We start from the raw sequence: 14,119 nt of genomic DNA, 5'->3' as shown, positions 1-14,119 counted from the left end.
CGACTGTTGTTCGGTGCGTTTTTACTGTCCCTGTTGCCAGCGAATATTCTTAGTGTTTTACACTGTCGATAAAGGTCTGGCGTGCCGTTTTCGATCCCAGTCTTTCTGCCTCATCCAGCAGTTTCAGCGCCTTGTCGATGTTACCGCCCTTCACTGCTTTTCTTATTGAGTCGTTGAAATAACGCTCTGAATCACTGAGCAACGGCTCTGCATTTTTAATCGGTGCAGGAGCCGGAGTCGCAGGCTGGGTATTGCCCACCACGACCGGTGCGGCAGCTGCCGGTGCCGAAGACGGGAACAACTGACCAATCATCACGTTCCCCGACTTTTGTTCGGCACTGACCTTAATACTCAAGGTACCGGTCGGCGTGTGGCGAGCAATCGGGTCTGGAATATCCGGCAGCGCATTGCCCACGCCAGCCGCATAGGCCTTGGCAGGGTTCACCATTTGGGTGGTGGCGGCCAAATCCTGCTCGGTGGTGTACACCAGCAGATATATTTGCTTCTGTCCCAGCGCTGGGGTCAGCTTCAAGGTGCCTTCGAGGCGATCGCTTGAGACAATACCCGGCTTCATATAGGGGAAATAGCTTGAAGGGTAAAACGCCGCCGGATGCATCTGCTCGTCCAGTACTAACACGTTTGGCGCATACACCGTTTTACCGGTGGCGATGCTGGTCAGCGTAATTTCCAGTGAACCTCTGTCAGCAGGCACGGCAAACGCCGCCACCGCCCCTTGAATATCGCCCTGATTAATTTTAGCGCTGCTCTCGCCGAGCGTGATGTCCTGCGTCACCGGCGGAACCAGCGGCGTCCATGAAAGATTATGTAAAGTTTGACTCGCTATGGCTGGCGTCGTGTTTTCAACGCCGCTAGCGGCAAATACCCCCGCCGGTGCTGCCGCCAGCAGGCTCAGCGACAAACAGAGTGACAGCAGACTTTTTCTCATTATTGTTTCCTTAATAAACACGATGAAGCGTGGAGCAAGCGCGGACTACAACCTGCTCCTGTCATCTTAAATCTCAACGGGTGACTGAAATTTCATTCTCACTACCACCAGATTTCCATTTGCGCCCCAAAGGTCACTTCACTGTCTTTACCACGGCTGAACGTGCGGTTGGCGGTGTCGCTCATGGCTAAACCGTTGCTTGCGCCGGTGTCGGTGTTATAGCCCCATTTCTCATCCCAGTTAGCATAGGTGGCGAAGACGCGGATGGCCGGACGTGACCAGATGCTGTCGCCTGCCTGCCACTGTTGAGCGAGAGTGACTTTATATTGGCCATTGCGCTCGTCGGTGCGCTGCGACTTAACGTTGTCATAGCCTACTTCAAGCAGCGTACTCATGATTGGCGTCCATTTGTACATTGGACGCACGCCTACGGTGTACCAGGTGGTACCGTTGTTATTGTCGCGATTAACGTCTTGATACATCGCCACATACATCAGGCCCCAAGTGTCGTTGAAGTCGATGGCACCGTGGTCGATAACGCGGACCATTTTGCCGTTGTTATTGATTGATCCACCGCTGGAATGGCCGTTTGCCGTCCCTTGACCTGGGTCTGTCATCGAGTCTGAGGCGTACTGCAACACAAATTTGTTATAGCCGTTATAAATGCTCTGCGTGTGTTCTGCGGTCAGCAAGACACCGTCTTTAGTGGCGTCGTCTGCCAGCGAATAGCCATCACGCGCGTTGGCACGGCCGTAATCAACACCCAGCTCCAGCATGCCGCCAGGGTTGGTTTGTAAGCCCGCCAAACGCACGTCGAAGACGTCATTTGAGGTCGGAATTTCTTTGCGTTGATCCGCGATATACCCGTATGAACCGCCGCTTTCTGTGTTGCGCGTTGCGGCGAAGGAGAGTTTGCCGAAGCCGACGTCAATGTCTTCCAAACCGGCACCCGGACCGGAAATGTCCCAGTAATAGAAGTCAATCATGTGCACGTCATGACGCTGGTAGAAACGCTTACCGGCCCACATCGTTGCGCCAGGAAGCCAGTCGATCAGGTTCTTACCTATCACGTTAGCTTCGCGAAAAGCCGGATCGGTTGACTCATAGTCATTCTGCTGCGAAACGGAATACGCCACGTTACTGTTGAAATAGAAGCTTTTATCACCCTGCTTCCACACTTCTTGACCCAGCCTTAATTCGGCATAGGTTTCACATTCGTTACCGAGGCGATATTTGCTGTCTGCACCGGTAGCCTTGAAACACTGCTGCTCGCCGCCGCTTCCTGTCCAGCCGATGCCGGAACGGGCATAGCCGGTGAAATCAACGGCCATAACTTGTGTAGAAAAAAGACCTGCCGTCACTGCCAGGGCCAGAGAGGAATTACGCATTGTTATCATCATTTTCTCCTGTGAGGGGATGCGTGCTTTCAAACGCCGAGCTCGGGATGCAATCGTCGACACGCGGTTCCGTCTTCGCGGAACAGGTGGCAGCGGTGTGGCGGCAAACCAATGGCGAATGTTGCACCTTCTTCTACCAGCACCACGTCGTTCTGGCGGTAAACCAGGTTCTGACGAATTGCCGGAATTTGGATGTGGATCTGCGTTTCATTACCTAATTGCTCAACCACCTGCACCTCTCCTGAGAGCGTCACTTCGGCGACGTCGCTCGATAAAAGGTGCTCAGGGCGAATGCCTAACGAGAGATTGCTGCCCGCTTTTACGTCGATACCTTCTACCGGCAGCCAAACCCGCTGATGGTTCGGCAGCTCGATTTGTACGCGTGCAGACTCGGCCTCGATGACTTTTACCGGTAAAAAATTCATTTTGGGTGAGCCGATAAAACCGGCCACGAAGCGGTTGGCGGGATAGTGATAAAGTTCAAGCGGCTTGCCGACTTGAGCGATATGTCCGGCGTCGAGCACTACGATTTTGTCGGCCAGCGTCATGGCTTCTACCTGGTCATGCGTGACGTAAATCATGGTGCGTTTTAACCGCTTATGCAGACGCGAAATTTCAATACGCATCTGTACGCGCAGCGCGGCATCCAGATTAGAAAGCGGTTCATCAAGCAGGAACACTGACGGCTCCGAGACCAACGTACGGCCAATCGCCACACGTTGACGCTGCCCGCCCGAAAGCGCTTTTGGGCGACGGTCCAACAGGTGTGCCAACTGCAGCACCTCAGAAACCTGATTCACCTTTTGAGTGATTTCAGCTTTGCCCGCGCCCGCCAGTTTGAGTCCAAAGGACATGTTTTCGGCCACCGACAGGTGCGGATAAAGCGCATAAGACTGAAACACCATGCCAATACCGCGCTCGGCGGGTGGCACTTCATTCATACGCCTGTCGCCAATCTTCAATTCGCCCGAGGTAATGTCCTCGAGACCGGCAATCATGCGCAGCAGTGTTGATTTGCCGCAGCCCGATGGGCCGACAAACACCACAAATTCGCCTTCGTCGATCTCCAGATTGATATCACTGGAAATCACGTTTTCACCAAATGCCTTGTACACGCCGTTAAGGGAAACGCTCGCCATCCTGAACTCCTGTACTTGCTGCCAGCGAGGAAACTGAATGCAATGAAGAGTGAAGGAACCGCAGCTAAGCGTAATCATCCGTAACAAAGTTTTTCATGGGGGAGGAGAAAGGAGGATGGGGTGTTAAGCCAAAGGGCTGAAAGTTCAAACCAAAAATCAGATTCGTGATCTGCCTGGCAAAAAATGAAGCCTAATCCCGCGTGTTTGAGCACATATAGCCCAACGTTGGGAGCCACATCACACTCTGAGCCTTGGGGGCGTAGAGAGGGGGATGATGAAGCGGCGGCGGGTTGAATCCACACTGGCAACGTACCCTGGCTTTCACGTCTAAGACGAAAACCGACGCCTCACCGCATATAAAAGGATTGGATTATGACGCTCAGCATTAACGCTTCTCGAAACAACGCGCCTCGGCTTAAAACCATGCTCAGGCACACACTGGCTCTGTCGGCACTGGCCACGCTGGTGCTGTCATCCCCCGCTTTTGCCAAAATAGAAGAAGGCAAGCTGGTTATCTGGATTAACGGTGACAAGGGCTACAACGGCCTGGCGGAAGTTGGCAAGAAATTCGAGAAAGACACCGGCATCAAAGTCACCATTGAACACCCTGACAAACTCGAAGAGAAGTATCCACAGGTGGCCGCCACCGGCGACGGCCCGGACATTATCTTCTGGGCGCACGACCGTTTTGGTGGCTACGCGCAGTCCGGCCTGCTGGCAGAAATCACCCCGGACCAGGCTTTTAAGGACAAACTGTTCCCGTTCACTTGGGACGCCGCCACCTACAATGGCAAGCTGATTGGCTATCCGGTTGCGGTGGAAGCGCTGTCGCTAATTTACAACAAAGACATCATCAAGGAAGCGCCTAAAACCTGGGAAGAGATCCCGGCCCTCGACACGCAGCTGCGCGCCAAAGGCAAAAGCGCCATTATGTGGAACCTGCAAGAGCCGTACTTCACTTGGCCTATCATTGCCGCCGACGGCGGTTACGCCTTCAAATATGAAGACGGCAAATACAACATTAAAGATACCGGCGTAGACAACGCAGGTGCTCAGGCGGGCCTGCAGTTCATCATCGATCTGGTGAAAAACAAACATATCAATGCCGATACCGATTATTCCATTGCCGAAGCTGCCTTTAATAAAGGCCAAACGGCAATGACCATCGATGGCCCGTGGGCTTGGTCGAACCTCGACAAGAGCAAAATCAACTACGGCGTGACCCTGCTTCCAACCTTTAAAGGGAAACCGTCCAAACCGTTTGTTGGCGTACTCACCGCCGGGATTAACGCCGCCAGCCCGAATAAAGAGCTGGCCCAAGAGTTTCTAGAACATTATCTGATTACCGATGAAGGACTGGCAGAGGTTAATAAAGACAAACCATTAGGTGCGGTAGCGCTTAAGTCTTATCAGCAACAGCTGGAAAAAGACCCGCGCATTGCAGCCACGATGACCAACTCCAAAAACGGTGAAATCATGCCGAACGTGCCGCAGATGAGCGCCTTCTGGTACGCCGAACGCAGCGCGATTATCAACGCGGTTAACGGCCGTCAAACGGTTCAGCAGGCGTTGAAAGACGTCGAGACTCGCATCACCAAGTAACGGCGCGTGATGCACCGCTTTTAAAGTGAGAGAACGTTACGTTAATAGCGGGGCCAGGCCGGTACGTCTGCGCCCCGTGACTCAAAGGATTGCCCTTATGCCAGTAGCCCAAATCGGTCTGACCGCACGTAAAAAACGGCCGTTTAGTCACGCATTTAAATGGCCACTCATCGGCCTGCTTGCCTGCTTAACCGGTTACTTGATCGTTCGAATGTATGTGCAGGGTGAATACTTATTTGCCATGTTGACCCTCATTCTCTCAAGTCTGGGATTGTATATTTATGGCAACCGTCGCGCGTATTCGTGGCGCTATATTTATCCTGGTCTCGCGGGAATGTCGTTGTTTGTGCTGTTTCCGCTGGTTTGTACTATTGCCATCGCTTTCACCAACTACAGCAGTCTTAACCAGTTAACCTTTGAACGCGCTCAGTCGGTGCTGATGGGGCGCGAGTTTCAGGGTGGTAGTGCGTTAAACTTTTCGCTAATCGCTGCCGGAGACCAGTGGCAGTTAGTCCTTAATGCCCCTGACGGCAGCAATGTACTGGTGTCGCCGCCGTTTACTTTTGATGCCTCAGCACAGAAAACGTTGGATCTCGTGGCGCAAAGCCAACCCGCCGGTGAAAAGGCCGCGCTAAGGGTGATTACGCAAAATCGTCTGGCGATAGGTCAGCTATCGGCCAAATTACCCGACGGCGAAATTCTGCGTATGAGCTCACTGCGACAATTTTCCGGAACACAGCCGCTTTATAAGCTTGCAGAAGACGGCAAACAGCTGACCAACGTGCAAACTGGTGCAATTTACCGCCCCAATATGGAGAGTGGCTTTTACCAGGCGGTTAAGCTCGACGCGGTTGGAAAACCGCAGTGGCAGGCCGAAAAACTCAGCCCCGGCTTTACGGTAGGTATTGGCTGGAAGAATTTTCTGCGCGTATTACATGACGACGGCATAAAGAAACCCTTCCTGTCTATTTTTGTTTGGACGGTTATTTTTGCCCTGCTCACCGTGGTGCTGACCGTTGCAGTAGGCATGATTCTGGCCTGCGTGGTGCAGTGGGAGGCGCTGAAAGGCAAAGCGATTTATCGCATTCTGCTGATTTTGCCCTATGCGGTGCCGGCGTTTATTTCGATTCTGATCTTCAAAGGGTTATTCAACCAGAGTTTTGGTGAAATCAATCTGATGCTCAATGCGCTGTTTGGCATAAAACCGGCGTGGTTTAGCGATCCACTTACCGCCAAAAGTATGATTATACTCGTTAATACTTGGCTCGGTTACCCGTACATGATGATCCTTTGCATGGGGCTGCTGAAAGCCATTCCCGACGACTTGTACGAAGCCTCGGCGATGGACGGCGCGACGCCGATGCAGAATTTTTTCCGTATCACGCTGCCGCTGCTGGTAAAACCGCTGACGCCGCTGATGATTGCCAGCTTCGCCTTTAACTTTAATAACTTCGTGCTGATCCAGCTGTTGACCAACGGCGGTCCGGACATGATAGGCACCACTACGCCGGCGGGTCACACCGATTTGCTGGTCAGCTACACCTATCGCATTGCCTTTGAGGGCAGCGGTGGCCAAGACTTCGGGCTGGCAGCGGCGATTGCGACGCTGATATTCCTGCTGGTTGGCGTGCTGGCTATCGTGAATCTTAAAGCTTCACGACTGAAACTGGACTAAGGAGAGACAACAATGCCGATGGTTAAACCGAAGTCGCAAAAAGTCAGGCTGCTGGTCACGCACCTGCTGCTGCTAAGTTTTATCACCTTGATTTTGTTCCCATTGCTGATGGTGTTCGCGATTTCTCTGCGTCCCGGCAACTTCGCCACCGGCAGCCTGATCCCAGACCAAGTGTCGTGGGACCATTGGAAACTGGCGCTGGGAATGTCGGTTACCAACAGCGATGGCAGCATTACGCCACCGCCTTTTCCGGTGATGCTGTGGCTGTGGAACTCCATTAAAATTGCCGGAATTACTGCGGTGGGTATCGTGGCGCTTTCAACCACCTGTGCCTATGCGTTTGCCCGCATGAAGTTTCGCGGCAAAAGCTCACTGTTAAAGGGTATGTTAATTTTCCAGATGTTTCCGGCGGTGCTTTCTCTGGTAGCACTCTATGCGCTGTTTGACCGGCTGGGCGTCTATGTACCGTTTCTTGGGCTTAATACCCACGGCGGGGTTATTTTCGCCTACATGGGCGGTATTGCGCTGCACGTATGGACCATCAAAGGCTATTTTGAAACCATTGACGGCTCACTGGAAGAGGCCGCGGCGCTTGACGGCGCAACACCTTGGCAGGCATTCCGTCTGGTGCTGCTGCCACTGTCGGTACCTATTTTGGCGGTGGTATTTATTCTGTCGTTTATTGCTGCCATCACTGAAGTGCCGGTGGCTTCTCTCCTGCTGCGTGACGTCAACAGCTACACGCTGGCGGTTGGCATGCAGCAATACCTCAACCCGCAGAACTATTTGTGGGGTGATTTCGCCGCCGCCGCCATTCTCTCTGCTATTCCGATAACCGCCGTATTCCTGATTGCGCAACGCTGGCTGGTTGGTGGACTGACAGCGGGAGGCGTAAAAGGTTAACACTGCCCTTGCTTGACTTGTTTACTTCCTGTGTCTTGGGCGACTTAACTGTCGCCCTTTTTTTAGCGGATTTTGCGTCTTGTAAAACTGTATTCAGATGTTATCTTTGAGGAATGGCTTTTTATTCAAGGAGATATTGTGATTCTATTAAGGGATATGAACGCTGAGGAATTTGCAAAATATCGCACAATTTTCATCGGTGAATATGCGCAAGATTTGCAAAATACGCGCGTATACAGTGCCGAAAAAGCACGCAATCAAGCCAGTGAGACCCTCGATATGATGTTGCCGCAGGGTATCGAGAGCCATGACAATGCCGTTTGGTGTATTAGCCTTTGCGCTGAACCGCAGTCGACGGTCGGCTATCTGTGGGTAGGATTAATCAGGCAGGCTGCCTGGATTAATGATTTTTATATTCTTCCTGACTGGCGCAATCGCGGGTTGGGGCGTGCTGCGCTGATGGAAATGAAAGTGCGCCTGAAAGGCATGGGCATTAACGAAGTCGGCCTCCGCGTCGCGCCCGAAAATCCGTCCGCCAAAGCGCTGTATGAAAAGTGTGGTTTTCATATTACCGGTATCAATATGTCGCAGAATTTAAATTAATAAAGCCCAATTCCTTAAAAATTCACTTTTTATGGTCACCCCGCGGCTAGCGTTTTCAACCCTGCGCCATAGAGCCGAAAATGGTGCATGCCATTGAGTATTTCGCCGCCGAGTGCGGTATAAAATCGTTTGGAATCGGCATTACTTTTTTCCGACATCCAGTCGAGGCTGCTGCACTCACGCTCCAGTGCCAGCCGGCCAATGAACTGCATCAATTTTTTACCTGCGCCATGCCCTCTATAACGTTCAGAGATAAACAGCTCTTTGATAAACATCTGTCCCGAGTATCTTGGTGACGGATAAAGAACATTGATACAGGCAAAGCCAATCACCCGATCGCCCTGCTCTACGCGGATAACCGTCACGCCTGAATCTTGAGCGAAAACTCTTGAGGCCAGATAGTGCTGCATCTTATGCAGTTCAACGACTCCCTTACCATAATAGTGCTCCTCCATTTCGGTGAAAATCGCCACCATCCGTTCAGACTCATTTTTCTGACAAATACCGACTGTAATATTCATTTTTTCCTCCCTGATAATTTCCTGAGTTTTAGCGCTAGTTTATGATTTTTTTAAGCTGACTCGGAGTTTGTTTTATCAACCTACCCTTTACCAGAAAAAATAAAAATCGTCGTATAGCTTGACGCAGCCAAGGCAGTAGGTAGACTGGGCTACCTACTATTTATAAACCCTACAGGTGACTCCGTGTCCAATGACAAATCTGAAGCCTCTGAAAGTGCCCGCGATCGACTGCTCGGTGCCGCAAGAGTGCTTTTTTACAATGATGGCATTGCCGGTACTGGCATTGATGCGGTGGTAAAAAGAGCCGGTGTCGCCAAGAAAAGCCTCTATAACAATTTTGCTTCCAAAGCTGAACTGGTAGAGACCTACCTAGAGATCCGTCACGACGAGTGGCTCTCACTTTACGCCGCCAGACTGGCTCAGGCGACAACGCCACAGCAAAAAGTATTAGCCGTGTTTCAAGCCTATGAAGACCACGCCGAGCACGCCTATGAGCGCGGGTTCAGAGGCTGCGGTCTATTAAATGCAGCGGCAGAGTTACCCGCCGGCGCTCCGGGCAGGCTGGCGGTTCGTCGGCATAAAGAGCAGGTTGAATCTATCCTTGTAGAACATCTTACCCCGCTAACCGGACAAGATACTGACAGGGCCAATACCTTAGCCAGACACTTTTCTTTTCTGCTTGAGGGGTCAATATCCCGCGCCGGTCTTGAAGGCAACGGCAACTGCGTGCGTCAGGCGTTCGCCATGGCAAGCATGATGATGGAGGCGCTATGAGTCTGGTGGTCGGCGGTCAGCTTTCCGGAACGTTAGCGGTTCTTTTTGCCTCGGTTTTATGGGGCACCACCGGCACCGCGGCAACTTTTGCGCCGCAGGTGAGTCCGGTCGCCATTGGCGCCCTCGCGATGGGCGTCGGCGGCCTGCTACAGGCGCTCATTGCGTTGAGAAGCCTTGTTCGTTTTCGCAACAGCCTGCGTCAGCACTGGCGCTTGGTACTCACCGGCGGCCTGGCGGTGAGCATTTATCCTTTAGCGTTCTATGCCTCAATGCACCTCGCCGGAGTCACCGTCGGTACGGTGATTTCGATCGGCTCGGCTCCCCTGCTGTCTGCACTTATCGAATTTCTGTTTGAAGGCAAACGTCTGTCTACTCGCTGGATGTTCGGTGCCGTTATTGGAATTGCAGGCATGATTTTGCTGTGCCTTGGAAAAGGCGCAGGCCACGGCGAGTCGGCAATGTCAGGAGACGTTCTCACCGGCGTCATGCTCGGACTGCTGGCCGGTCTAACCTACGCGCTCTATTCCTGGGCGGCAAGGCAGCTGATGCAACAGGGCGTGCCGTCCAAAACGTCGATGGGTGCCACCTTCGGCCTCGGCGGCCTGCTGCTGATGCCGGTGCTTTTTGTTACCGGCGGTCCTCTTCTGGCCTCATGGAACAATGCCGCCGTCGGCACTTATATGGCACTGATCCCGATGTTTGTAGGCTATGTTTGCTACGGCTTTGGGCTAGCGCGCATCCCGTCGAGCAGTGCCACTACGCTTACCCTGCTCGAGCCGGTCGTCGCGGCAGTATTGGCCGTGTGGGTCGTTGGCGAAAAAATATCACCGATTGGCTGGCTGGGAATGGGGATGGTCGGCGTCTGTCTGCTGCTGATAACCGTTCCGGCAAGGCGCTATCAGCCTGCGCTTTCCTGATTCATCAGCCTGTTTAATGAAGCAGGCACGACAACGTGCGTTTCCCGTCGACCTTAAACTCGGCATCAGGAAACGCACTCACGCCTCATCAATTTTATGCTTGATATGATATAAATCGTTTTTAACACTCTTCCTTAGCATCATGAATCCATTCATAAAGAAGTTATTCAACGGCCTTGCACATTTCTGGCCACAACCCATTTTATCTAGCCGCCGTGAACGTATTGCTGGCTGTGTCGGTGCCGGTATTGGCCTGATTCTGACCGCATGGCTTTGTCATCATGCATTGGGCGACAGCAGCCCGTGGCTGATTGCGCCGATGGGGGCTTCGGCAGTACTGATGTTTGCTATTCCGGCCAGCCCATTGGCCCAGCCTTGGGCGATTGTGGGCGGTAACCTGCTGGCAGCGGTTATTGGCGTCACCTGCGCGTATTGGATACATGACACCGCGCTGGCGGCCGGATTCGCGGTTGCTTTGTCAATTGCGCTGATGTTTCCACTGCGCTGCCTGCATCCACCCAGCGGTGCCGTGGCCGTGACAGCCGTTCTTGGCGGACCGGCAATTGCCCAGCTGGGATACGGCTTTGCCCTCTATCCGGTGCTGGTCAACTCCCTGCTGCTCACTGCCGTCGCCCTGGTGTTTAATAATGCGGTAAAACGCCGCTATCCTCACTCGATGTCGAGTGCCAAGGCGGTGACGGTCGCAGAAAATGGGCCACAGCCTGCGGTCCGCCAACGATTGGGAATTCATCGGGAAGACTTGCACGCCGTGCTGGTCGAAAGGGGTGAAATTCTTGATATTGATGAAGGCGATTTACTCGAAATTCTCACTCAGGCCGAGGCGCGTGCACAGCGCAGAGCAACAGCGAAATCGGCCTAAACAGTCGCTTAAACACTGTCGAAAACAGCGATAACAACCGTCAGCATGCCGCCACCACGTTGGCGGCATGCTGATTACTTGGCTTTTAATCGTGCTATCCGCTGCGGCCAAGGATCGTTAAAAACACCGCCCTGCTGCCAATGGGTGATTTCGGCCTCGGTGCAAAAGCTTCGCTTCAACGCCTCGGTAAATTCAGCCACCCCAGCGCCCTCGCCAATCACCGTCAAGCGACAGCGCCTGTCGCCAAAACGCGAACACTGTTTCGCCATCTGCTGCTCAAGCCTCAGCCGCTCCTCTGCCATCAGGCCGCTGTCAACGTGCGCCAATACGCCCGCCTTCCAATAGCTGACAAACTCCAGATTAATGCTGCCCGCCGCCTGATTCCACAGCAGTGCGAGATCGTCACGGCTGGCCATCCAAAAAAAACCTTTGCTGCGATGAACCCCTTTGCCCAAAAACTGCTGGCAGGTGTCCCATAATCGCTGGGGATGAAACGGGCGTTTATCATCTATCACCCGCGTCTCCAACGTGTAATCTTCACTTTCCGCAGACGCATCGGCGCGACCTTGGCGCATCAGTTCCATCTCATCGAGAAGTTGGGCAACCAGATGAAAATTGTAAGCCGGCAGCGACGTGAGCATTGCCAAATCAACCTCTCCCCACTGCGTTGCCATAATGTCGATATAGGGATTAAGCGGGTGCAAATGATGGGCAATTTTCTGCACAGCTGAAGCACTGAGACGATCAGTTTTGGTCAGTAGTAACTTGCTCGAGAGCATTATTTGCTCGGCCAACAGGTTTTCGACCCCCTGCGTTCCCTGCGCCATGTGGCGCTGAAAGCCTTCAACCAGTGCCTCACCGCTGCGGTAGTCGTCTCTTAGCATCACCGCATCAGCCAGGGTCAGAAAACCTTTTAGGACAACGGTGTTGTGCTGTCGAAAATAGCGCAGCAGTGGTGCAGGATGGCTGCTGCCGGAAGTTTCTAGCAGCAGCAAATCGGGTTGGAATTCGCTATGCAGATTGTTTAATGCCTCATCAAGTCGGGCAATTCCCTGCTCGCTGCTGATACTGGTGGCTGAAATGCTGACGAAGTTTAGCCGCGTTTTGCTCACTAATTCGGTGTTGGCAATGATCACACCATCAACGTCCAACTCGCTCATGTCGTTAACAATTACCGCCAGCTTCACCTTTTGATCTCGCAGCTTATACAGCAGGCTTTTTAGTAGCGTGGTTTTTCCCGCCCCAAGAAAGCCATTGAGGATAATCAGTGGCGTTTTTAGCACTTGCTCGGTGGAGGAATCTTGTGGACTCACAGCGCATGTTCCCAGGAAGGGATCGGATCGTTAAAACGCGCCCACCCTTTTGGACCCAGCGCCATTTCTTCATCGCTCAGCAGTGCATAATCCAGCCGTTCGCGAAGATGCTGATCGGCCATTCTCATGCCGATAAACACCAGTTCCTGCCGCGCATCGCCAATCCCGTCAACCCATTTTTCAAGGATGAACGCCAGCGTTTCTGGATCCTGCGGCCAGTTCTCACGCGCAATACTCGCCCACCAGGTACCGGCCATTTCCTGATGTGCAACGCCGCCGGCCTGTGACCATAAACCGGCAAAGGTGGGACGCGAAGCCAGCCAAAAATGGCCTTTAGAACGCACAACTCCCTCCAGCTCCCCCGCCATAACGTCCCAAAAACGTTGAGGATGAAAGGGCCGGCGCGCGCGATAGACAAAATGGGTAATGCCAAACTCTTCTGTCTCAGGGGTATGTTCACCGCGCAGCTCTTTAAGCCAGCCAGGGGCCAATGAGGCTTGCTCAAAGTCAAACAGCCCGGTGTTCAGCACTTTATCGAGGCTGACTTTTCCAAATGAGGAGATTTCAATTTTTGCCCGCGGATTCAGACTGCGCAGTATCGCAAACAGTTCGTCACGCTGAGGAACATCGATAAGGTCTACTTTATTAAGCAAAATGACGTCACAGAACTCGATTTGCTCAATCAGTAAATCGACGATGCTGCGTTGGTCCAACTCTCCCAACGACTCTCCGCGCTCCTGCAACAGGGTGTCTGACTGGTAGTCTTTTAAAAAGTTGTAGGCATCAACGACGGTGACCATCGTGTCGAGACGGGCGATCGCAGACAGGCTTTGCCCCTCATCATCGGCAAAGGTGAAGGTTTCGGCAACGGGCAGCGGCTCGGATATTCCCGTTGATTCAATGACCAGATGGTCGAAGCGACCGGCCTTGGCTAGCCTGTCGACCTCAATCAGCAAGTCTTCACGCAGTGTGCAGCAGATACAGCCGTTGCTCATTTCTACCAGCTTCTCGTCAGTTCGCGACAGCTCGGCGCCGCCGTCACGCACCAACGCGGCATCAATATTGACCTCTGACATGTCGTTAACAATGACCGCAACGCGCAGTCCCTGTCGATTATTGAGAATATGATTCAGTAAAGTGGTTTTACCAGCACCCAAAAATCCAGAAAGCACGGTGACGGGTAAGCGCGTGTCTGGCACGCCGTTCAGATACGGGTTTGATGATTCTGACATTAAAGTAGACCTCTACAGACGGTGTATAACACCCTTAATAATATTGTTATGTTATAACATAACAATATTAGATCAAGCTTATCCGTAGAAATTATTGGGTGACTCATTAACGTACCCGCTGAAATACCTCAATGACTTAAGCAGTCAGTGTTCCTCATCGTCCTGAACGGTATAAAAAAAGACGCTTAACCCAACCAAATTATTTCGAACAATTTTC

13 protein-coding genes are annotated in these 14,119 nt (G+C 52.7%); 7 read left to right on the top strand and 6 right to left on the bottom strand.

Annotated elements, in window-relative coordinates; all coding sequences use genetic code 11:
- Positions 1 to 49: 49 nt before the first annotated feature.
- From malM to malK, 3 genes are all read right to left on the bottom strand, one after another.
- Positions 50 to 946, bottom strand: a complete 897-nt coding sequence (gene malM, locus BS639_RS13075; protein WP_084983285.1) for a maltose operon protein MalM — start codon at positions 944 to 946, stop codon at positions 50 to 52.
- 101 nt (positions 947 to 1,047) lie between these two features.
- Entirely contained in the window at positions 1,048 to 2,343 is a 1,296-nt protein-coding gene (locus BS639_RS13070; RefSeq protein WP_055780845.1) for a maltoporin, read from the bottom strand.
- 29 nt (positions 2,344 to 2,372) lie between these two features.
- Positions 2,373 to 3,482: a maltose/maltodextrin ABC transporter ATP-binding protein MalK gene (gene malK / locus BS639_RS13065; RefSeq protein WP_084983284.1), complete on the bottom strand. Its 1,110-nt coding sequence runs from the start codon at positions 3,480 to 3,482 to the stop codon at positions 2,373 to 2,375.
- A gap of 423 nt (positions 3,483 to 3,905) precedes the next feature.
- Between malK and malE the strand changes: the two genes are divergently transcribed.
- The 4 genes from malE to BS639_RS13045 all read left to right on the top strand — a co-directional run bounded on the left by malE (position 3,906) and on the right by BS639_RS13045 (position 8,265).
- A complete protein-coding gene (gene malE, locus BS639_RS13060) occupies positions 3,906 to 5,084 on the top strand; it encodes a maltose/maltodextrin ABC transporter substrate-binding protein MalE (protein ID WP_139804099.1) in 1,179 nt (392 codons plus the stop codon).
- A 97-nt stretch (positions 5,085 to 5,181) separates the two neighbouring features.
- Entirely contained in the window at positions 5,182 to 6,759 is a 1,578-nt protein-coding gene (gene malF / locus BS639_RS13055; RefSeq protein WP_084983282.1) for a maltose ABC transporter permease MalF, read from the top strand.
- A gap of 12 nt (positions 6,760 to 6,771) precedes the next feature.
- Positions 6,772 to 7,662 carry a maltose ABC transporter permease MalG gene (malG, locus tag BS639_RS13050; RefSeq protein ID WP_055780855.1) on the top strand — a complete coding sequence of 297 codons (891 nt, stop codon included), beginning with the start codon at positions 6,772 to 6,774 and terminating at the stop codon, positions 7,660 to 7,662.
- A gap of 138 nt (positions 7,663 to 7,800) precedes the next feature.
- On the top strand, positions 7,801 to 8,265 hold the full coding sequence (locus BS639_RS13045; protein WP_084983281.1) for a GNAT family N-acetyltransferase: 465 nt from the start codon (positions 7,801 to 7,803) through the stop codon (positions 8,263 to 8,265).
- A gap of 35 nt (positions 8,266 to 8,300) precedes the next feature.
- Here the strand turns inward: BS639_RS13045 and BS639_RS13040 are convergent, their stop codons facing one another.
- A complete protein-coding gene (locus tag BS639_RS13040) occupies positions 8,301 to 8,786 on the bottom strand; it encodes a GNAT family N-acetyltransferase (RefSeq protein ID WP_084983280.1) in 486 nt (161 codons plus the stop codon).
- Positions 8,787 to 8,969: 183 nt separating this feature from the next.
- On the opposite strand from BS639_RS13040, the gene BS639_RS13035 reads away from it, so the two are divergent.
- The 3 genes from BS639_RS13035 to BS639_RS13025 all read left to right on the top strand — a co-directional run bounded on the left by BS639_RS13035 (position 8,970) and on the right by BS639_RS13025 (position 11,357).
- Positions 8,970 to 9,560 carry a TetR/AcrR family transcriptional regulator gene (locus BS639_RS13035; RefSeq protein ID WP_084983279.1) on the top strand — a complete coding sequence of 197 codons (591 nt, stop codon included), beginning with the start codon at positions 8,970 to 8,972 and terminating at the stop codon, positions 9,558 to 9,560.
- On the top strand, positions 9,557 to 10,477 hold the full coding sequence (locus BS639_RS13030; RefSeq protein ID WP_084983278.1) for a DMT family transporter: 921 nt from the start codon (positions 9,557 to 9,559) through the stop codon (positions 10,475 to 10,477). Before BS639_RS13035 ends, BS639_RS13030 begins: the two co-directional genes overlap by 4 nt.
- A gap of 142 nt (positions 10,478 to 10,619) precedes the next feature.
- Positions 10,620 to 11,357, top strand: a complete 738-nt coding sequence (locus BS639_RS13025; RefSeq protein WP_055780871.1) for an HPP family protein — start codon at positions 10,620 to 10,622, stop codon at positions 11,355 to 11,357.
- Positions 11,358 to 11,431: 74 nt separating this feature from the next.
- Here BS639_RS13025 and BS639_RS13020 read toward each other — a convergent pair whose 3' ends face one another.
- The gene (locus BS639_RS13020; RefSeq protein ID WP_084983315.1) at positions 11,432 to 12,640 is read right to left on the bottom strand and encodes a CobW family GTP-binding protein; all 1,209 of its coding nucleotides are present in this window, start codon (positions 12,638 to 12,640) and stop codon (positions 11,432 to 11,434) included.
- Positions 12,641 to 12,666: 26 nt separating this feature from the next.
- The gene (zigA, locus tag BS639_RS13015; protein WP_084983277.1) at positions 12,667 to 13,902 is read right to left on the bottom strand and encodes a zinc metallochaperone GTPase ZigA; all 1,236 of its coding nucleotides are present in this window, start codon (positions 13,900 to 13,902) and stop codon (positions 12,667 to 12,669) included.
- Positions 13,903 to 14,119 lie beyond the last annotated feature (217 nt).

Origin of the sequence: Rouxiella silvae, assembly GCF_002093625.1 — a bacterium.
GTDB lineage: Bacteria > Pseudomonadota > Gammaproteobacteria > Enterobacterales > Enterobacteriaceae > Rouxiella > Rouxiella silvae.
This window is presented reverse-complemented; position numbering and strand designations above follow the sequence as displayed.